The 18,449-nt window shown below is 72.4% G+C and carries 14 protein-coding genes; 7 read left to right on the forward strand and 7 right to left on the reverse strand.

Features of this window, described 5'->3' with window-relative positions; all coding sequences use genetic code 11:
• The first annotated feature begins 43 nt into the window (after nucleotides 1-43).
• The 3 genes from KUM38_RS18915 to KUM38_RS18925 all read left to right on the forward strand — a co-directional run bounded on the left by KUM38_RS18915 (nucleotide 44) and on the right by KUM38_RS18925 (nucleotide 4,678).
• A complete protein-coding gene (locus tag KUM38_RS18915) occupies nucleotides 44-1,327 on the forward strand; it encodes a hypothetical protein (protein WP_217130585.1) in 1,284 nt (427 codons plus the stop codon).
• A gap of 303 nt (nucleotides 1,328-1,630) precedes the next feature.
• On the forward strand, nucleotides 1,631-3,235 hold the full coding sequence (gene cimA, locus KUM38_RS18920; protein ID WP_217130586.1) for a citramalate synthase: 1,605 nt from the start codon (nucleotides 1,631-1,633) through the stop codon (nucleotides 3,233-3,235).
• An 84-nt stretch (nucleotides 3,236-3,319) separates the two neighbouring features.
• Nucleotides 3,320-4,678 (forward strand): hypothetical protein, encoded by a 1,359-nt coding sequence (locus KUM38_RS18925; protein ID WP_217130587.1) that lies wholly within the window; start codon nucleotides 3,320-3,322, stop codon nucleotides 4,676-4,678.
• 733 nt (nucleotides 4,679-5,411) lie between these two features.
• On the opposite strand, the gene KUM38_RS18930 is transcribed toward KUM38_RS18925, so the two are convergent.
• On the reverse strand, nucleotides 5,412-6,020 hold the full coding sequence (locus KUM38_RS18930) for a YceI family protein (protein ID WP_217130588.1): 609 nt from the start codon (nucleotides 6,018-6,020) through the stop codon (nucleotides 5,412-5,414).
• A 137-nt stretch (nucleotides 6,021-6,157) separates the two neighbouring features.
• On the opposite strand from KUM38_RS18930, the gene KUM38_RS18935 reads away from it, so the two are divergent.
• The gene (locus KUM38_RS18935; RefSeq protein WP_217130589.1) at nucleotides 6,158-7,465 is read left to right on the forward strand and encodes a glycosyltransferase; all 1,308 of its coding nucleotides are present in this window, start codon (nucleotides 6,158-6,160) and stop codon (nucleotides 7,463-7,465) included.
• A 173-nt stretch (nucleotides 7,466-7,638) separates the two neighbouring features.
• Here the strand turns inward: KUM38_RS18935 and KUM38_RS18940 are convergent, their stop codons facing one another.
• Together KUM38_RS18940 and hpnR are read right to left on the reverse strand one after the other, a co-directional pair.
• Nucleotides 7,639-8,502, reverse strand: coding sequence for a DMT family transporter (locus KUM38_RS18940; RefSeq protein ID WP_217130590.1), 864 nt, complete (start codon nucleotides 8,500-8,502; stop codon nucleotides 7,639-7,641).
• Between the two features lie 24 nt (nucleotides 8,503-8,526).
• Nucleotides 8,527-10,026, reverse strand: coding sequence for a hopanoid C-3 methylase HpnR (gene hpnR, locus KUM38_RS18945; protein WP_217130591.1), 1,500 nt, complete (start codon nucleotides 10,024-10,026; stop codon nucleotides 8,527-8,529).
• Nucleotides 10,027-10,329: 303 nt separating this feature from the next.
• Between hpnR and KUM38_RS18950 the strand changes: the two genes are divergently transcribed.
• From KUM38_RS18950 to KUM38_RS18960, 3 genes are all read left to right on the forward strand, one after another.
• Nucleotides 10,330-11,193, forward strand: a complete 864-nt coding sequence (locus KUM38_RS18950; RefSeq protein WP_217130625.1) for an SDR family oxidoreductase — start codon at nucleotides 10,330-10,332, stop codon at nucleotides 11,191-11,193.
• A 258-nt stretch (nucleotides 11,194-11,451) separates the two neighbouring features.
• Nucleotides 11,452-13,035, forward strand: a complete 1,584-nt coding sequence (locus tag KUM38_RS18955) for an acyl-CoA carboxylase subunit beta (RefSeq protein ID WP_217130592.1) — start codon at nucleotides 11,452-11,454, stop codon at nucleotides 13,033-13,035.
• A gap of 35 nt (nucleotides 13,036-13,070) precedes the next feature.
• Nucleotides 13,071-13,265 (forward strand): acyl-CoA carboxylase subunit epsilon, encoded by a 195-nt coding sequence (locus KUM38_RS18960; RefSeq protein ID WP_217130593.1) that lies wholly within the window; start codon nucleotides 13,071-13,073, stop codon nucleotides 13,263-13,265.
• A gap of 213 nt (nucleotides 13,266-13,478) precedes the next feature.
• Here KUM38_RS18960 and KUM38_RS18965 read toward each other — a convergent pair whose 3' ends face one another.
• The 4 genes from KUM38_RS18965 to KUM38_RS18980 all read right to left on the reverse strand — a co-directional run bounded on the left by KUM38_RS18965 (nucleotide 13,479) and on the right by KUM38_RS18980 (nucleotide 18,413).
• Nucleotides 13,479-14,060, reverse strand: coding sequence for an ATP/GTP-binding protein (locus tag KUM38_RS18965; RefSeq protein ID WP_030216560.1), 582 nt, complete (start codon nucleotides 14,058-14,060; stop codon nucleotides 13,479-13,481).
• Nucleotides 14,041-14,613, reverse strand: a complete 573-nt coding sequence (locus KUM38_RS18970) for a DUF742 domain-containing protein (protein ID WP_217130594.1) — start codon at nucleotides 14,611-14,613, stop codon at nucleotides 14,041-14,043. The genes KUM38_RS18965 and KUM38_RS18970 overlap by 20 nt, the downstream gene beginning before the upstream one ends.
• 94 nt (nucleotides 14,614-14,707) lie before the next feature.
• Nucleotides 14,708-15,121, reverse strand: coding sequence for a roadblock/LC7 domain-containing protein (locus KUM38_RS18975; RefSeq protein ID WP_004983065.1), 414 nt, complete (start codon nucleotides 15,119-15,121; stop codon nucleotides 14,708-14,710).
• Nucleotides 15,122-15,131: 10 nt separating this feature from the next.
• Nucleotides 15,132-18,413: a nitrate- and nitrite sensing domain-containing protein gene (locus tag KUM38_RS18980; RefSeq protein ID WP_217130595.1), complete on the reverse strand. Its 3,282-nt coding sequence runs from the start codon at nucleotides 18,411-18,413 to the stop codon at nucleotides 15,132-15,134.
• Between the last annotated feature and the right edge of the window lie 36 nt (nucleotides 18,414-18,449).

The following is an 18,449-nucleotide window of genomic DNA, read 5'->3' on the forward strand; positions in this document are numbered from 1 at the left end:
CGTCCACGGGGACACGGGGACACGGGGAAACTGGGGGAGAGCCATGCACAGAGCCATGCGGGGGGCGTCCGTCGCGGTGGTCGCGGGGGCGATGGTCGCGCTGTCGGCGACCTCGGCGGCCCCGGCACCAGGGCCGGGGCCGGCCACCGAGCGGGTCACGCTGTCGGCGACGGGGGAGCAGGGCGACGGCCCCGCCTACGGCCCCCGGCTGAGCGCCGACGGCCGGTTCGCGGCCTTCAGCGCGGACGCGTCCAACCTGGTGCCCGGCGACACCAACGGGCACACGGACGTCTTCGTGCGCGACCTGCGCGAGGGGACCGTCGAGCGGGTCAGCGTCGGCCCGGACGGCGCGCAGGCCGACGGCGGTTCGTCCGCGCTGGGGATCAGCGCCGACGGCCGGTACGTCCTGTTCCGCTCCCAGGCCCGGAACCTGGTGCACTGGGACGGTCCGCCCGCGGACGCCGGGGCCCACGACATCTACCTGCACGACCGGCGCACCGGCGGTACCGAGCGGATCAGCGTCGGCCTCGACGGAGGGTCCGCCTACGCGGGCGGCGCCGTGATGTCGGCGAACGCCCGCCACATCGCCTTCAGCGCCAAGGCCGACCGGATGGAGGCCGCCCCCGGCGACCTCTTCGGAGCCGTGTACGTCCTCGACCGGCGCACCGGCGCCGTGGAGCGGACCAGCAACCGGAACCGCCCGACCGACCGGACGAGCCTGGACGGCATCAGCGCCGACGGCGCCTTCGTGATGTACACCCAGACGGTGCCGCGCAGTTCGTACGGCGCCACCTGGGTGCACGACCGCCGCACCGGCACCGAGGAGCAGGTCAACGTCCGCGCGGACGGCACCCCCGCCCAGCGGCACGCCATGCCCGCCTCGCTCTCCGCCGACGGCCGTACCGTCGCCTTCCAGTACTGGGGCGACGACCTGGTCCCGGGCGAGGAGCCCGGGGACGACACCCACCTGTACGTCCGCGATCTGCGTGACGACGTCACCCGGCGGATCGACCCCGGCCCGGCCGGCGAGCACCGGCCCCAGGAGCCCGTGCTCAGCCCGGACGGCCGGTACGTGGCCTACCGGGCGGAGCCGCGTCTCGCGGACGGACGGCTCGGTCCTTCCAACGTCTACCTCCGCGACCTGCGCACCGGCGGCACCCGGCTGGTCAGCGAGTCCGTCACCTCGGGGCCCGTGACGGACGCCTCCGTGACGGTCTCCTGGCTGGGCGCCGGCGCCCGGCGGATCGGCCTCGGCAGCGCCTCCGCCCAGCTCGTCCCGGACGACACCGACGGCCACCACGACGGCTTCGCCCGCCGCCTGCGCTGACCACGCACCGTCCGCATCCTGAGACGGATCGTGAGCGCGGGGGCGGCTTGTGCCAGACTGCCCCCGTGCTCTCGTTCGCCACGATTATTGGCAGCAGGCGCGCCGGTCCGCAGTGACCGCACGTACGACACCGTACGGGCGGACACCGTCGTCCTCGACCCGCGCGCAGACCTCTCGCACCCGCGAGAGGTTTTTCTGTTTCCTGGCCCCACCCGCGGCCGGGAACGGGGCGCGAGGGACCATGGGGGAACGGTGGAACCGGTCATTCCGGTAGACCGAGATCAACTCAGGAGCCTTCAGACCATGACCGCAACCAGCGAGCCCGACGACTCGTTCCACGTCTTCGACACCACCCTGCGCGACGGCGCCCAGCGCGAGGGCATCAACCTCACGGTCGCCGACAAGCTCGCCATCGCCCGGCACCTGGACGAGTTCGGCGTGGGCTTCATCGAGGGCGGCTGGCCCGGCGCGAACCCGCGGGACACCGAGTTCTTCGCCCGCGCCCAGCAGGAGATCGAGTTCCGGCACGCCCAGCTGGTCGCCTTCGGCGCCACCCGCCGCGCCGGCGCCACCGCCGCGAAGGACCCCCAGGTCAGGGCGCTCCTCGACTCCGGCGCACAGGTGATCACGCTGGTCGCGAAGTCCCACGACCGCCATGTCGAGCTCGCCCTGCGCACCACCCTCGACGAGAACCTGGAGATGGTCCGCGACACGGTGTCCTTCCTCAAGGGGGAGGGCCGCCGGGTCTTCGTCGACTGCGAGCACTTCTTCGACGGCTACCGCGCCAACCCCGAGTACGCGAAGGCGGTGGTCCGCGCCGCCTCCGAGGCCGGCGCCGACGTCGTCGTCCTGTGCGACACCAACGGCGGCATGCTCCCGGCGCAGATCCAGGCCGTGGTCTCCACCGTGCTCGCCGACACCGGCGCCCGGCTCGGCATCCACGCCCAGGACGACACCGGCTGCGCGGTCGCCAACACCCTCGCCGCCGTCGACGCGGGCGCCACCCACGTCCAGTGCACCGCCAACGGCTACGGCGAGCGGGTCGGCAACGCCAACCTGTTCCCGGTCGTGGCCGCCCTGGAGCTGAAGTACGGCAAGAAGGTCCTCCCGGACGGCCGGCTGCGCGAGATGACCCGCATCTCGCACGCCATCGCCGAGGTCGTCAACCTCACCCCGTCCACCCACCAGCCGTACGTCGGTGTCTCCGCCTTCGCGCACAAGGCCGGACTGCACGCCTCCGCCATCAAGGTCGACCCGGACCTCTACCAGCACATCGACCCCGAGCAGGTCGGCAACACCATGCGGATGCTGGTCTCCGACATGGCCGGGCGCGCCTCCATCGAGCTCAAGGGCAAGGAGCTCGGCATCGACCTCGGCGGCGACCGCGAACTGGTCGGTCGGGTCGTCGAGCGGGTCAAGGAGCGCGAACTCAAGGGATACACGTACGAGGCGGCCGACGCCTCCTTCGAGCTGCTGCTCCGCGCGGAGACCGAGGGCGGGCCGCTGAAGTACTTCGACGTCGAGTCCTGGCGCGCGATCGTCGAGGACCGCCCCGACGGCACCCACGCCAACGAGGCCACGGTCAAGCTGTGGGCCAAGAGCGAGCGCATCGTCGCCACCGCGGAGGGCAACGGCCCGGTCAACGCCCTGGACCGCGCCCTGCGCGTCGCCCTGGAGAAGATCTACCCGCAGCTCGCCAAGCTGGAGCTGGTCGACTACAAGGTCCGCATCCTCGAGGGCAAGCACGGCACCCAGTCCACCACCCGCGTCCTGATCTCCACGTCCGACGGGGCGGGGGAGTGGTCGACGGTGGGCGTCGCCGACAACGTCATCGCCGCGTCCTGGCAGGCACTGGAGGACGCCTACGCGTACGGGCTGCTGCGGGCCGGCGTGGAACCGGCCGCATAGGTATCCGGTCCGGCAGGGGTGCCGCCGGAAACCTCTGCCGGTCCAGATGTCCGTTTTCTTCGGGATTCGGGTAGCTTCGAACATATGAAGGACGCGTCGTTGCGTACCCTCGTACGCCTGCTGATCGTGCCGGTGGCCGCCGTACTGGCGGTCCTGATGGCCGGTGCGCCCGGGGCGCAGGCGGCCACGGACCTCTCGGAGATCGCCCGCGAGCTGCGCGAGAGTCCCGTCTACGTCGACCCCGAGGCCCGGGACGTCCTGGCCGAGTCCGACGCCGAGGCCCTCGCCGACAAGATCGAGGACGCGGGCGAACCGGTCTTCGTGGCGGTCCTCCCGGCGGACTACCCGACGCAGAACCTCTTCCAGAACCTGCGCACCGAGACCGGCGTCACCGGTCTGTACGGCATCCGCCTCGGCGACGAGTTCGACGCGCGCGCCGACAGCAGCGTGCTCAGCCGCCAGGGCGTGCGGAACCTGGTGACGTCCGTGCAGGGCGCCGGTGACGCCAAGGCCCAGCTGAACGACTTCGTCGACAGCGCGCTGCGCAGCACCGGCGGCTCCGCGCCGAACTCGTGGAGCGACGGGTCCGGCGGTGACGTCCCCGTCGGCGGGCTGATCACCGTCGGAGCGCTGGTGGCGGCCGGCGGCGCGGGCATCTACGCCGTGTCCCGCCGCAACCGGCGGCGCCACGAGGAGGAGCAGCGGGCCGCGCTGGAGAAGCTGCGGGTGGTGGTGGACGAGGACATCACCGCGTTCGGCGAGGAACTCGACCGCCTCGACTTCCACCCGGCCGAGCCCGGCGCGGACGACGCGATGCGCGCGGACTACGCGCACGCGCTGGACGCCTACGAGAAGTCCAAGTCGTTCATGGCCGCGGCCCGCAAACCGGAGGACGTCCGGGCCGTCACCCAGGCCGTGGAGGACGGCCGCTTCTCCCTCGCCTCCCTCGCCGCGCGCCGGGAGGGACGCCCGCTGCCGGAGCGCCGCCCGCCCTGCTTCTTCGACCCGCGCCACGGCCCCTCGGTCGCCGACGCCGTCTGGACGCCGCAGGGCGGCGCCGAGCGCGAGGTCCCGGTGTGCGCGGCCGACCGGGCCCGGCTGGCGGACGGCCTCGATCCCGCCGTCCGCGAGGTCGACACCGAGTACGGGCGCCGGCCCTACTGGGACGCCGGTCCCGCGTACGGCCCCTGGGCCGGCGGCTACTTCGGCGGCGGACTGCTGCCCGGCCTGCTCGTCGGCACCATGCTCGGCGGCATGATGGCCGGCCCCGCCTACGCGGCCGACTACGGCGCCGGTTACGGCGACTTCGGCGGCTACGAGGGCGGCGACGTCTCGGGCGCGGACTTCGACGGCGGAGACTTCGGTGGCGACTTCGGCGGGGGCGGCGGCTTCGGCGGAGGCGACTTCGGAGGCGGCGGCGGGGACTTCGGCGGTGGCATCTGACCGGCCGGGGGACCCTGCCTCGGCCACCCGCGTTCCGCCGCGTACCGCTCCCCGGCGGCATGCCACCACCCGGGCGGCGACGCGCCGCCCGGGACGACGGAGCCGGCCCGCCCGGGATCCAGCCCGAGCCGCCGCAGCGCCTCCGCGTCGACGGACACGGTGATCCACCCCCGCCACCGCCCGTCCCGACCCGGCCCGCACGCGTGATCCAGCCGCAGTTCCTCCGCGGTGAACGGCATCCAGTCGATCCCCCGCTCACGCAGTCAACCGCACACGGCCGCCCAGGGGCGAGGGCAACCCGGCAGGTTCTCGTACTCGGCGACGACGACCCACCCGGGCCGTGAGAGCGCGTTGCTGACCGTCATACCGGCCATGATGCGCCTTCCCCGTGACCGAGTGCGCCACCGACCGTCGGGGAAGCGTGATTCCGGGAGACGTACTTCCTCGATGGGGAGCGGAGCGAACTCACCGCGTTCGTGGCCGACGAGGGACCGGAGGCGACCACGGCCGTCGTCTCCGGGCGGCGGCGACAGGGCGAGTCGTTCCTCCTCGACTCACCGGATCGGTCACGTCATCGTGGAGGTCCCGGCCGCCGGAAGGCGCGGTTTCGCCCTCCGTCGGTGCGAGTTCGGGGTGCGGAGAGATTGGTCCGGCAAGGCGGCGGCCCGGACGCCTCGTCGGGCTCCGGGCCGCTGCCGTGGTGAACTCGGGTGCCCCGAGGGGCCGGCGGGGCTCACGCCTGCCTGATCGCCGAGATGTCGAAGTTCAGCTTGATCTTGTCGGAGACCAGGACGCCGCCCGTCTCCAGCGCCGCGTTCCAGGTCAGGCCCCACTCGGAGCGCAGGATCTCCGCCTTGCCCTCGAAGCCGACGCGCTCGTTGCCGAAGGGGTCCTTCGCGGCGCCGTTGAACTCCAGGTCGATGCTGAGCGGCCGGGTGGTGCCCAGGATCGTCAGGTCACCGGTGATGCGGTAGTCGTCGCCGCCGAGGGCCTCCGCCTCGGTGGTGCGGAAGGTCATCGTCGGGAACTCGTCCGTCTTGAAGAAGTCGGCGCTCTTCAGGTGGCCGTCACGGTCGGCGTTGCCCGTCTCGATGCTGTCCATCACCACGTCGATGGTGGCCGTGGACTTGGAGGGGTCGGTGCCGTCCAGGTGCAGCGTGCCGGTGAAGTCCTGGAAGCTGCCCTTGACGTTGGTGACCATGGCGTGCCGGGCGACGAAGCCGAACGTGGAGTGCGCGGGGTCGATCGTGTACTCGCCGGTCAGCGCGGCCAGGTCCGGGCTCGCCGTGGAGCCGGCGGTCGCGGTGGCGGTCTCGTTGTCCTTGCGGTTGAAGATGCCCATGGTGGTCCTCCCGGAGAATGACGTTTAACGTTCAACTAATCCGACGGGCTCCACCGTAGACCCATTCCTTTGAACTTTCAACATGTCTGACGAAGATGGCGCGATTGGGCCGCCGCGACGCGTGGTACTCGCCGGTCGTGTCCTCGGTCGCGGTCCTGGTGGAGCTGGTGCGGCACGATACGTCGGGCGGCCAGGTGAAGTGCTGGGAGCACTTCGCGCGGAGCGCCGCCCGCCTCCCGGAGCGCCTGCCCGACGGCTCCGGCGGCACACCCCTCGACCTGACCGTCTACTTCCTCGGCGAACGCGAGCGGGTCGAGCCGCTCTCCCCGCACGTCCGGTTCGTCATGCTCCGGCCGGTGCTCAGCTCGGCGGCGACGCGCTCGGCCGACCGCGCGGAGGACGTCTGCGACCTCGCGCCGTACCACCCGCGGCTCGCCGCCCTGCTGCCCCGCCACGACGTCTGGCACCTGACGCACAGCTTCGCCTTCGCCGCCACCGCCGTACGGCTCCACCGCCGCGCGGCCCGGCGGTCCGCCCCACGGCCCCGGCTCATCGGCTCCGTGCACACCGACGTACCGCTGCTGGCCTCCGTCTACGCCCGCTACCTGGCCGAACGCTGGCTGCCCGGGAGTCATCCGGGGGCGGAGGACCTGCTCGCGGACCGGGCCGAGAGCGCGCTGCGCCGACGCCGGGACCGGCTGCTGGACCCCTGCGAACGCGTGCTCGTCCCGACCCCGGAAGGCCGCGCGGAACTCGCCCGCGTCCTCGGCCCGCACCGGGTCGCCCTGCTGCGCCGGGGCGTCGACCACGGACTCTTCCGGCCCGACCCCACCGCACGGGCCTGGCTGACCCGCGCGTACGGCGTCCCGGCCGACCGCCCGCTGGTGCTGTTCGCCGGCCGGCTGGACGCCAGCAAAGGCGTGCCGCTGCTGACCGAGAGCGTCCGGCTGCTGCGCGCCCGGGGCGGTGCCGCGCACCTGGTCATGGCGGGTTCCGGCGCCGAGGAGGACACCGTGCGCCGCGCGCTCGGCCGGGACGTCACCCTGCTCGGGCCGCTCCCGCAGGACCGGCTGGCACGGGTGTACGCCGGCTGCGACGTCTTCGCCTTCCCGTCCCGTACGGAGACCAGTGGCAACGTCGTCGCCGAGGCGATGGCGTGCGGCCTGGCGGTGGTCCTGCCCGAGGGCGCGCGCACCACCCGCTGGCTGGCCGCGCCGGGGCTCGACGGCGTCGTCGTCCCGGCCGACGCGCCGTCGGCCTGGGCGGACGCCCTGCATCCGCTGATCGGGCAGCCCGCCGTACGGGAGGCGGTACGGCGTCGGGCCGCGGAGACGTCCAGGACCGCCCATCCCGGCTGGGACCGTGTGCTCGAGGAGGATCTCCTCCCGGTCTGGACCCGTCCGGCCGCTCGTACGCCCCGTCGCGTCGGCTTCCGGACCGCTTGAGCCACCCCGCCCGGGGGCACCCGGGCACACGTCGTGGGCGACCGCGCGTCCGCCGCCGGGTTTCTTCGCCCCCGCCGCCCCTTCCCTTCCCGTCCCTGGGGGCTCCGCCCCCGGACCCCCTTCGCGCCCGCGCGGCGGAGCCGCGTGCCGGCACAGCCCCGCGCCCCTTGGTGCTACCGCCGCCCGTGTGACGCCGCGATGACCGGTGACGTGTCCAAGGCCGCGATGCCCGCCACCACCAGGGCCAGACCCGTCAGCGTCGCCGCCGAGACCGGCCAGCCCGTGCGGATCGTCTCGTCGAAGAGGAGCGTGCCCATGGCCACCGCGACCACCGGCTCGGTCGCGTCCAGGACCGTCATGCTCGCGGCCAGCGGACCCTGCTGGAAGGCGCTCTGGATGAGCAGCAGGCCGCCCACGCTGGCGGCGACGAGCGCGTAGGTCTGCCAGGCGGCCAGGGCCGTGGGCAGCCCGTGCCGGAGCCGGTCCACCGTCGCGGCCAGCAGCACGGACTGGGTGCCCATCACCGCCCCCGCGGCGAGCGCCGTCGCCGAGGCCCGCCGCGGGCCGGACAGCACCCGCGCGGCCGCGAGCGCACCGCACACCACGGCCGCGACCGCGCCGACGGCCAGCAGCCAGGGCAACAGGCCGGCCGCCCGGGGGTCGCCGCCGTGGGGGCGGGCGGAGAGCAGCGCCAGCGCCAGCCCCGCCGCCACCGCGAGCGTGCCGGACCACTCCCACCAACCCAGCCGCAGCCGGTACAGCCGCGCCGACAGCGGGACCGCGAAGACCAGCTCGGCGACGATCAGCGGCTGCACCAGACTCAGCGGCCCGAACGCCAGCGCCAGCGACTGGAATCCGTACGCCACCACGGCCAGCCCGATCCCGCACAGCCACAGGGGATCCCGCGCCAGCCGCCCCAGCAGCCGCGCGGTGAGCGCCTCCGCGTCCGGCCGTGCCGCCGCCACCCACTGCTGCATGACCCCCGCGACGGCGAAACACACACCGGCGGCGAGCGAGGCGAGGACGGCGATCGCCATGGCGGAAGAGCCCCCGGGGTCGGGCTAGTCCGGGGTCCGGCCGGTCGGCGCGCCCCGCGTCGTCCCCCGGGTGTGGACGTACAGCGCGCGCCGGTCGCCGATGTCGAGGCGCTGGGGGAGCGGCAGTTCGTGGCGCACCGGCCGCGCGTGGTCGGCGAGTTGCCGGCGCGGGTTGTAGACCTGGTTGAACTTCCACAGCATGCGGGCGAAGTTCGTCTGCCCGTGCGCGAGGTTGCGGGCGAGCACGCGCGCCGCGCCGAACGCCGTGCGCATTCCCAGATGCTTGCGGTTGATGACCGCCTGGGTCCGCACCAGCTCCTCGTAGAAGCGCTCCAGCGGCAGCGTGGTCGGCACCACCGCGTGCTGGATGTCGAAGAGGCGGTAGTCGCGGGTGGTGAGCCGGCGCGACTCGGTGTGCCAGATCTCCGTACCCGGATACGGCGTCATCACCGTGAAGTGCACGATCTCCGGCACGGCCAGCGCGAACTCCCGCACCACCCGGAAGCGTTCCTCGTCCCAGGCCGGATCCACGATCAGGTTGATCGCGACCCTGATGCCGAGCCGCCGGGCCGTCTCCAGCGCCTTCAGGTTCTCGTCCGGGCTGACCCGCTTGCGGTACAGGTCGAGCCCCTCGGCGTCGATCGCCTCCATGCCGAGGAACATGTAGCGCAGCCCCAGCCGCGCCCACCGCTCGAACACCTCCGGGTGGCGCAGCAGGACGTCGGCACGGGTCTCCAGGTAGTACTTCTTGCGGATGCCGCGCCGCTCCACCTCGGCGGCGATGGCGTTCCCGTGCTCGGGCCGGATGAAGGCCACGTCGTCCACGACGAACACGTTCGGCTCGCGGATCCTCGCCAGCTCCTCCGCCGCCGCCTCGGGCGAGGCCTTGCGGTAGCTGCGGCCGTAGAACGTCCACGCCGAGCAGAACGAGCAGTCCCAGGGACAGCCGCGGGTGAACTCGACGGACGCGCACGGGTCGAGCTCGCCGATGAAGTAGCGGCGCCGGCCGCGCATCAGGTCGCGGGCCGGGAGCGGTCCGTCGATGCCGTGCAGCATCAGCGGCGCCGGCCCGCGCCCGGCCGCGGTGACGACGCCCGGCACGCCCTCCACCCCGCCGTCGCGCACCGCCTCCAGCAGCGGCGCGACCGCCGGCTCCCCCTCCCCGCGGACCACCGCGTCGACCGCGCCCGCCGCCTGCTCGATGACCTCCTCGGCGACGAACGAGACACTGTGCCCGCCGAGGAACACGAAGCAACCCGGCACCTCCCGCTTCACCCGCGTCGCCAGCGCGATCGCCTCGGGGATGTTCGCCAGGTAGTTCAGCGAGATGCCGAGCGCCTCGGGACGGAAGGACCGCACCTCGTCGCGCAGCCGGTTCACGCCCAGCACCTGGAGGTCGACGACCCGGACCTCGTGACTGGCCGCACGGGCGGCGCCCGCCACCCGCTCCAGGCCGAGCGGTTCGAGGCGGAGGAAGATCTCGGAGTACATCAGGGCGCTGGGGTGGACGAGCAGCAGACGCATGGTGACCTCGCCACGGGGCCGGACGGACCGGGTACGGAAACGGACCGGGTACGGAAAGGGTCTCCCCTTCGTATCCCGGCACACGCCGCCGCGTCCCCGCCGTACGCCCGCCTGGCCGCATCCCGCGGCCCGCAGGAGTGGTCCTGCGGTGCGGCGCACCGCGGCCCCCGAGGGCCCGGACACCGCCCGCCGGCGGGGCCGGAGCGGGCCGGGCGGACGGGCTCCAGCGCTGGCGCGGTGCACCGGAGTGGGGGTGTCCTGGATGACGAGGACCCGCAGCGACAGCGCATGGGAGACCGACTCGTGACCACCACCGGCTCCGGTTCCACCTACGACCCCCCGGCGGACCCCGCACACGGCGTCGCCCGTGCCGCCGCCTCCGCCCCGTCGGCGGCGCGCGGCCACGGGCCGCCGACGCGCACGGAGCGGCGCGTCGCCCTCGTCACCGGCGCCTCCTCGGGCATCGGCGCGGCCACCGCGCGGCGCTTCGCCGCCGGGGGCTGGCACCTGCTGCTCAGCGGCCGGGACCGGCGGCGGCTGGAGGAGACGGCGTCCGGAACCTCGGCGGTCCTGCTGCCCGCCGACCTCGCCGCGCCGGACGGGGCCAGGATGCTGGCACAGGCCGCGCTGCGGGAGACCGGACGCGTCGACGTGCTGGTCGCCGGGGCGGGCATCGGCTGGGCGGGACCGTTCCTGACGATGCCGCACACCGACATCGACCGGGTGCTGTTCCTGGACCTCAACGCGACGCTGCACCTCGTACGGGAGGTGCTGCCCGCGATGGTGGAGGCCGGCGGCGGCCGGGTGGTGCTCGTCGGCTCGGTGGCCGGCTCGGTGGGCGTACGGGAGGAGGCGGTGTACTCCGCGGCCAAGGCCGGGCTCGCCGCGTTCGCCGAGGCGCTCCGGCAGGAACTGCGCGATACGGGCGTGGGGGTGACGCTCGTCGTGCCCGGCCCCGTCGAGACGGGCTTCTTCGACCGCCGCGGCACGCCGTACCAACGCTCCCACCCGCGCCCCACCTCGCCCGGCCGGGTCGCGGCCGCCGTCTGGAACGCCGTCTCCCAGGGCCGCGACGACACCTGCGTCCCCGCCTGGCTCGCCCTCCCGCCCCGGGTGCGCGCCCTCACCCCCGGCCTCTACCGCAGGCTCCTGAACCGCTTCGGCTGAGACCCCGGCGCGAGCGGGCCACCGCGACCGCTACGCTCCGGGTGGGCGGACCGACCCGAACGGGTGCATGTGACCCCCGTGAATGTGAGGCGGCTCTCAGATGACGTCTTTGTGTGACTCCTACAAGCCGGACGCCCTCTGAGCAGTCGGAACGGCTGCATGTCGCCATGGTTCTGTTCAGGGGTACCAGGAAAACGCCACGAGGACTGTGAGGAGTCGACGGCTCGCATTTCCAGGTGGGCTTCGTAAGGTCACTACATGACCGTTTTGGATGAGGCGCCGGGTGAGCCGACCGACGCGCGCGGACGCGTGGCCGAACTGCACGAGATCCGTGCCCAGGCACTGGCCGGCCCGAGCGAGAAGGCGACCCAGGCGCAGCACGCCAAGGGCAAGCTGACCGCGCGGGAGCGCATCGAACTGCTGCTGGACCCGGGGTCCTTCCGTGAGGTCGAGCAGCTGCGCCGACACCGGGCCACCGGCTTCGGTCTCGAGGAGAAGAAGCCGTACACGGACGGTGTGATCACCGGCTGGGGCACCGTCGAGGGCCGCACGGTCTTCGTCTACGCCCATGACTTCCGGATCTTCGGCGGCGCGCTGGGCGAGGCCCACGCCACCAAGATCCACAAGATCATGGACATGGCCATCGCGGCCGGCGCGCCGCTGGTGTCGCTGAACGACGGCGCCGGCGCCCGCATCCAGGAGGGCGTCTCGGCCCTCGCCGGTTACGGCGGCATCTTCCAGCGCAACACCAGGGCGTCCGGCGTCATCCCGCAGATCAGCGTGATGCTCGGCCCCTGCGCGGGCGGCGCGGCCTACAGCCCCGCCCTGACGGACTTCGTGTTCATGGTCCGCGACACCTCGCAGATGTTCATCACCGGGCCGGACGTCGTCAAGGCGGTCACCGGCGAGGAGATCACCCAGAACGGCCTCGGCGGCGCGGACGTGCACGCCGAGACCTCCGGCGTCTGCCACTTCGCCTACGACGACGAGGAGACGTGCATCCACGAGGTGCGCTACCTCCTGTCCCTGCTGCCGCAGAACAACCGGGAGAACCCGCCGCGCGTGGAGTGCTCCGACGCCGCGGACCGCCGTGGCGACGTCCTCCTCGACCTGGTCCCCGCCGACGGCAACCGGCCGTACGACATGGCCAAGGTCATCGAGGAGATCGTCGACGACGGCGAGTACCTGGAGGTCCACGAGCGCTGGGCGCGCAACATCATCTGCGCCCTGGCCCGGATGGACGGTCAGGTCGTCGGCATCGTCGCCAACCAGCCGCAGTCGCTGGCGGGCGTGCTGGACATCGAGGCGTCCGAGAAGGCCGCCCGCTTCGTCCAGATGTGCGACGCCTTCAACATCCCGATCCTCACCTTCCTGGACGTCCCCGGCTTCCTCCCGGGCGTCGACCAGGAGCACGGCGGCATCATCCGCCACGGCGCCAAGCTGCTCTACGCCTACTGCAACGCCACCGTGCCGCGGATCTCGCTGATCCTGCGCAAGGCGTACGGCGGTGCCTACATCGTCATGGACAGCCAGTCCATCGGCGCCGACCTCACCTACGCCTGGCCGACGAACGAGATCGCCGTGATGGGCGCGGAGGGCGCGGCCAACGTCATCTTCCGCCGCCAGATCGCCGAGGCCGAGGACCCCGACGCCATGCGGGCGCGCATGGTCAAGGAGTACAAGTCCGAGCTGATGCACCCGTACTACGCGGCCGAGCGCGGTCTGGTCGACGACGTGATCGACCCCGCCGAGACGCGTGAGGTGCTGATCCGTTCGCTGGCGATGCTGCAGACCAAGCACGCCGACCTGCCGTCCCGTAAGCACGGCAACCCGCCGCAGTAACCCGGCGGACATCTCTCCCAGGGAGACTGAGAGCCATGAGCACACCTGACATCCGTGTCGAGAAGGGCCACGCCGGGCCGGAGGAGGTCGCCGCGATCACGGCGATCCTGCTGGCGCGGGCGGCCGCGCAGCCGTCCGCCGCCGCGCCGGCCCACGGCGGCCGTGCGCGGGCGGGCTGGCGCCGTCTGGAACGCGAGAACGGCTTCCGGGCGCCCCACAGCTGGCGCTGACCTCACACACATGAAGAGGCCCCTCCTTGCAAGGAGGGGCCTCTTCATGTGCCCGGGGGCGCGGGGCTGTGACGCCATGCGGCTCCGCCGCGTGGGCGCGACCGGCCACGGACCTGCCGCACCCGGCACGCAACAGCCCCCGGCAACCCAGTGGCCGCAGGGGGCGTTGCGCAACTCGGCGCTACGAGGTGCCGCCTGTGGCGGCGGTAGCCGTCAGCGCAGGCGCGCCATCAGCGCGTGCTCCACGAGAGTGATCAGCGCCGACTTCGCGTCGGCACGGTGGCGCGCGTCCGTGGTGATGATCGGGGTGTCGGGCCCGATCTGCAGCGCCTCCCGGACCTCGTCCGGCTGGTACGGCTGCTGGCCGTCGAAGCCGTTGAGCGCGATCACGAAGGGGAGACCCGAGTTCTCGAAGTAGTCGACCGCCGGGAAGCAGTCGGCGAGACGCCGGGTGTCCACCAGCACGATCGCGCCGATGGCGCCACGCACCAGGTCGTCCCACATGAACCAGAAGCGGTCCTGGCCGGGCGTGCCGAACAGGTACAGGATCAGGTCCTGGTCCAGGGTGATGCGGCCGAAGTCCATGGCGACCGTGGTGGTCGTCTTGTCCCCGGTGTGGGTGAGGTCGTCGATGCCTGCCGAAGCAGACGTCATGACGGCCTCCGTGCGCAGCGGGTTGATCTCCGAAACGGCCCCGACGAACGTGGTCTTGCCCACGCCGAAGCCACCCGCCACCACGATCTTCGCCGAGGTGGTGGAGCGGGAAGGACCGCCGCTAGAGCTTGCGAAGTCCACTGAGCACCCTTTCGAGCAGTGTCACGTCTGGCTGGCCGCCGGCGCTCTCGTCGCCGCCGGGCTGATGGATGGCGACCAGTCCCGCCTCCGCCAAGTCGGCGACGAGGATCCTGGCCACGCCGAGAGGGATGGTCAGCAGGGCCGAGATCTCGGCCACCGACTTGATTTCCCGGCAGAGGGTGCAGATCCGCTGATGCTCGGGCAGCTGGCCCTGCATCTGGTGCGGCTGCGCGGTGGTGTGTACCAGCGCCTCGATGGCGAGCTGGTACCGCGGCCTGGTGCGGCCGCCCGTCATCGCGTACGGGCGCACCAGGGGATTGTTCGACGCCCCGGCGGGCGTCGGCTCGGGTGCTCGGCGCTGCGGCTGCACCGGCTGGATGCGCGGGGCGTGCGGCTGGTCGTACGGCGAAGGGCCGGGGCCCTGTGGCGCGTACGGCTGCCGGTGGCTCGGGGCGGAGGGGTAGCCGTACCCGCTCTGGGCGCCGTCGTTCTGGCCCTGTACAGGACCGTACGACCAGTCGCCCGACGATGAACCGCCTGGGGGTGTTGCCACTTTCTCCTCCTCCGACCGTGCCTGGCACCCATCACTGTGGAGCCGCGTCCCGAAACCTTACGACCCCGGGACGCCAAAACGCACCGTCTGTCCTCTAGTTGAGAAGGCTCCCTTGGAGCTCCGCTCGAAGGTCCGGGGTCAGGACCGTACCGGCACGGTCGACCAGAAGGGCCATCTCGTACCCAATGAGGCCGATGTCCGCCTCCGGATGTGCGAGAACCGCGAGCGACGAACCGTCGGAAATGGACATGATGAACAGGAATCCCCGCTCCATCTCCACAACCGTCTGGTTCACGCTGCCGCCCTCGAAGATCCGGGAGGCGCCTGCCGTCAGAGACGTCAGACCGGAGGCGACGGCCGCGAGCTGGTCGGCGCGGTCACGGGGAAAGCCTTCGGACATCGCCAGAAGGAGTCCGTCGGCGGAGACCACCACCGTGTGGGACACCCCCGGGGTGTTGTCCACGAAGTTGGTGATCAACCAGTTCAGGTTCTGTGCCGCCTGGCTCATCGGGCTCACACTAACGCTCCTGGTTGTAGGTGCTGTCAGGACCGAAGCCCTGGCCGTTCGTTTCACTGCCCGCGCCGCGGCCCCGTTGGACACCGCGTCGCAGGTTGCTCAGCCTGCCCCGGACGTCTTCCGGGGCGCGGGAGACCTGGGGGCCTCCCTGAGGGGTGGTTTCGGCGGCTCCCTGGACCAGGTTGGCCTTGGGGACCCGTCGCGGCAGACCGGAGGAGGTCACTCCGCCCGCCTTGGGCTTCCGGAGCGCCGATGCCTGCTGCCAGCGCTCGTCGTTCGCCGAACGCCAGCCGCTGTCGCCGTCACTCTCCGGAGTGGAGGCCGGCGGCTCCTGGTTCACGTGCCGCGGCCCGCCCGGGCCGTTCGCGCCGCCCGCGGTGGATCCGCGGCGGGGAAGCCCGGCGTCGGTCAGCGCGTGGACGTCGGAGGCAGCCGGTTCCGGACGGTCGAAGCCTACGCTGTCCTGCTCACGCGCGTCAGCGGCCTGCGTATTTTCCGATTCCGGGGCCTGAGCAGAGTACTGGTCGGGGTGGCCGTTCCGGTAGCCGTCCTGCTGCGGCCAGTCGTCCGCCTGGCGCCGACCGGTGAAGGAGGAGAAGGGGTCGGCGGTACCCGCCGCCGCGCCGCCGTCCTGGACCTGCTGCCCGTAGGAGGGGTCCGGGTAGCCGCCGTTGGCCGGGAAGGCGTCGTTCTGCGGCACCTGGCCGTCCGGCGCGTAGAACCCCTCGCCGTACGCCTGCTGCTGCGGCTCCTCGTACGCCGTCCGCTGCCCGTTGTCGTACGCCTGCTGGTCGTACCCGGCGGTCTGCTGTTCCTGGTAGCCGCCGTCGAAGCCGTTGCCGTCGTAACCCTGGCCGTTGCCGTAGCCCTGCGGGGCGGCGAACTCGTCCGGGTACGCGGGCGCCTCGGGGGCCTCCTGGGCGTTCGCGGAGGCCAACTCCGGCTGATGGGGCTGCGCCTGGGACTCCAGGGCCGCCCGGCGCTCCTCGCGCATCAGGGAACGGCCGACCGGGTCCAGATCGCGGATGTCGTCCGGGACCTCCGTGTAGCGGCTGTCGTCGAAGCCCAGCTCCGCGGCGGTGCGCAGCGGCTGCCGGTTGAAGTCCTCACCCTGGAAGTTCTGCTCCGGGATGATCTGCGAGACCGTGAACTCGTCGCGCTCCGTCTGCTGCTCGCCGCCGCCACCGTGGGTGATCGCGTCCGGCAGCATGACCAGCGAGGTGGTGCCGGCCTGCTCGCCCGAGGGGCGCAGCTGGACCCGGATGCCGTGCCGGTCGGACAGCCGGCCGACCACGAACAGGCCCATGCGCTGGGAGATCGCGGCGTCGACGGTGGGCGGGTTGGCCAGCTTGTGGTTGATGTCCGCGAAGTCCTCGGCGGTGAGGCCGATGCCCTTGTCGTGGATCTCGACCATCACGCGGCCGTCGGGGAGACGGGTCGCGGTGACGCGGACCTTGGTCTGGGGCGAGGAGAACGTGGTGGCGTTCTCGAGGAGCTCGGCGAGCAGGTGCACGAGGTCGGTCACCGCGCGGCCGTGGATCTCGGCCTCGGGAACGCCGGACAGCTCGATGCGCTCGTACTGCTCCACCTCGGAGGAGGCGGCCCGCAGCACGTCGACCAGCGGCACCGGCTGGTCCCAGCGGCGGCCGGGCTCCTCGCCCGCGAGGACCAGGAGGTTCTCGCCGTTGCGGCGCATACGGGTGGCCAGGTGGTCCAGGCGGAAGAGGTTCTCCAGCTGGTCCGGGTCGGCCTCGTTGTTCTCCAGGTCGGTGATCAGGGTCAGCTGGCCCTCGATCAGCGACTGGTTGCGGCGCGACAGGTTGGTGAAGATCGCGTTGATGTTGCCCCGCAGCAGCGCCTGCTCGGCGGCGAGCCGGACGGCCTCGCGGTGGACCTGGTCGAAGGCGCGGGCGACCTCGCCGATCTCGTCGGTGGTGGAGATCGGGATCGGCGCGACCTTGGTGTCGACCCGGCCGGGGTCGGTGCGGGAGAGCTGGTCGACCAGCATCGGCAGCCGCTGCTCGGCGATGCCGAAGGCGGCGTTGCGCAGCTGGCGCATGGAGCGGCTCATCTGGCGGGCCACCATGCCGGCCAGGATGAACGCGGCGAGCAGGGCGATGACGACGGCGGCACCGGTGATGAGGGCGTCGCGCTGGGCGTCGTCGGCGATCTGGGAGGCCTCGCTCACCGCGGTGCCGGTGAGGTCGGACTCGATCTCGCGGTAACCGTCGAACTTGAGGGTGTTCACGGCCCACCAGTTGGCGGGGGTGATGCCCTGGGTGGCGAGTTCGCCGCGCGCGGCCGCGTCCGTGGAGGGGAGCCGGCCCAGCTCGGAGATCATCGTCTCCGGCTTCGCGGGCGGTGCCACGTAGTCCGGGTCCCGCTGCTTGGCGTCCCGGGCCATGGCCGTGCCCTCGGCCTGGATCCGCTGCGCCGTCTGCTCCAGCTTCTCCACGTCGGCCTCGGTGCCACCGCCCCGGTACTCCTCGACGGCGATGCGCTCGAGGTAGGCGTAGGAGGTGAGAGCGACGCGCTGGCTGGCGAGCTGGCTGTCGGTCGGGCCGGGCTTCACCAGCATGTGCATGCCGATGGAACGCTGCAGCGACAGTGCCGACTTGGTCAGCGAGATCGCGTAGACCGTACGTCCGTAGCTGGTGATGTTGCCGGTGCCGAGACCGAGGTCGTTGGCGAACTCCATCAGGGGGTGGGCGACGGCGACGTAGCCCTCCTCGGTCGCGACACCCTTGAGCTTGGAGGTGTAGGCCGCGGCACGCAGCGCGGTCAGCTGGGGCTCGGCCTCGCGGAACAGCTCCATCCGGCGCTTCAGGCCGGGCTTGTCCGGCATGCTCAGCGCGGCCTCGTCGAAGGCGTCGGCGGCCTTGTCGGTCGCGGCGCGGGCCTTGGTGACGTCCGGGTCGTTCTTGCCCTTGCCCTGCAGCAGGGGGACCGCGGTGACGTCCCGCTCGTTGTAGAGGGCGTTGGCGTAGGTGAGGGAGGCCTGCACCAGACGCGCGGTGTTCTCCGCGTCCTCGGCCTCGTTCCAGGTGTCGATCGAGCTCTTCACCTGGAAGCCGCCCATGACCAGGCCGACCAGCACGGGTATGAGCAGGATCGCGTTCAGCCTGGTGGTCACGCGCCAGTTGCGCGGGGAAAGGCGTCCTCCGCTCTTGGCGGGCGCGGCCGTCGGTTCGGGACCGGGTACGGGGGCGGGCGCCGCTGTGCGCGACGGCGGCGTGAAGTTGCCCCGGGCCGACGGCTCGGGACTGTTCTTGCTTCGCCTCACTCGACCAACAACCTCTCGGCGGTCGGCACCAACGTT

Source organism: Streptomyces sp. AC558_RSS880 (assembly GCF_019049255.1).
Lineage (GTDB): Bacteria > Actinomycetota > Actinomycetes > Streptomycetales > Streptomycetaceae > Streptomyces.

Bases quoted from the DNA above. Each gene is read 5' to 3' on its own strand.
- KUM38_RS18925 (WP_217130587.1), top strand. From the start codon at position 3,320: ATGAAGGACGCGTCGTTGCGTACCCTCGTACGCCTGCTGATCGTGCCG.
- KUM38_RS18960 (WP_217130593.1), top strand. From the start codon at position 13,071: ATGAGCACACCTGACATCCGTGTCGAGAAGGGCCACGCCGGGCCGGAG.
- KUM38_RS18955 (WP_217130592.1), top strand. From the start codon at position 11,452: ATGACCGTTTTGGATGAGGCGCCGGGTGAGCCGACCGACGCGCGCGGA.
- hpnR (WP_217130591.1), bottom strand. From the start codon at position 10,026: ATGCGTCTGCTGCTCGTCCACCCCAGCGCCCTGATGTACTCCGAGATC.
- KUM38_RS18930 (WP_217130588.1), bottom strand. From the start codon at position 6,020: ATGGGCATCTTCAACCGCAAGGACAACGAGACCGCCACCGCGACCGCC.
- KUM38_RS18940 (WP_217130590.1), bottom strand. From the start codon at position 8,502: ATGGCGATCGCCGTCCTCGCCTCGCTCGCCGCCGGTGTGTGTTTCGCC.
- KUM38_RS18975 (WP_004983065.1), bottom strand. From the start codon at position 15,121: ATGAGCCAGGCGGCACAGAACCTGAACTGGTTGATCACCAACTTCGTG.
- cimA (WP_217130586.1), top strand. From the start codon at position 1,631: ATGACCGCAACCAGCGAGCCCGACGACTCGTTCCACGTCTTCGACACC.
- KUM38_RS18915 (WP_217130585.1), top strand. From the start codon at position 44: ATGCACAGAGCCATGCGGGGGGCGTCCGTCGCGGTGGTCGCGGGGGCG.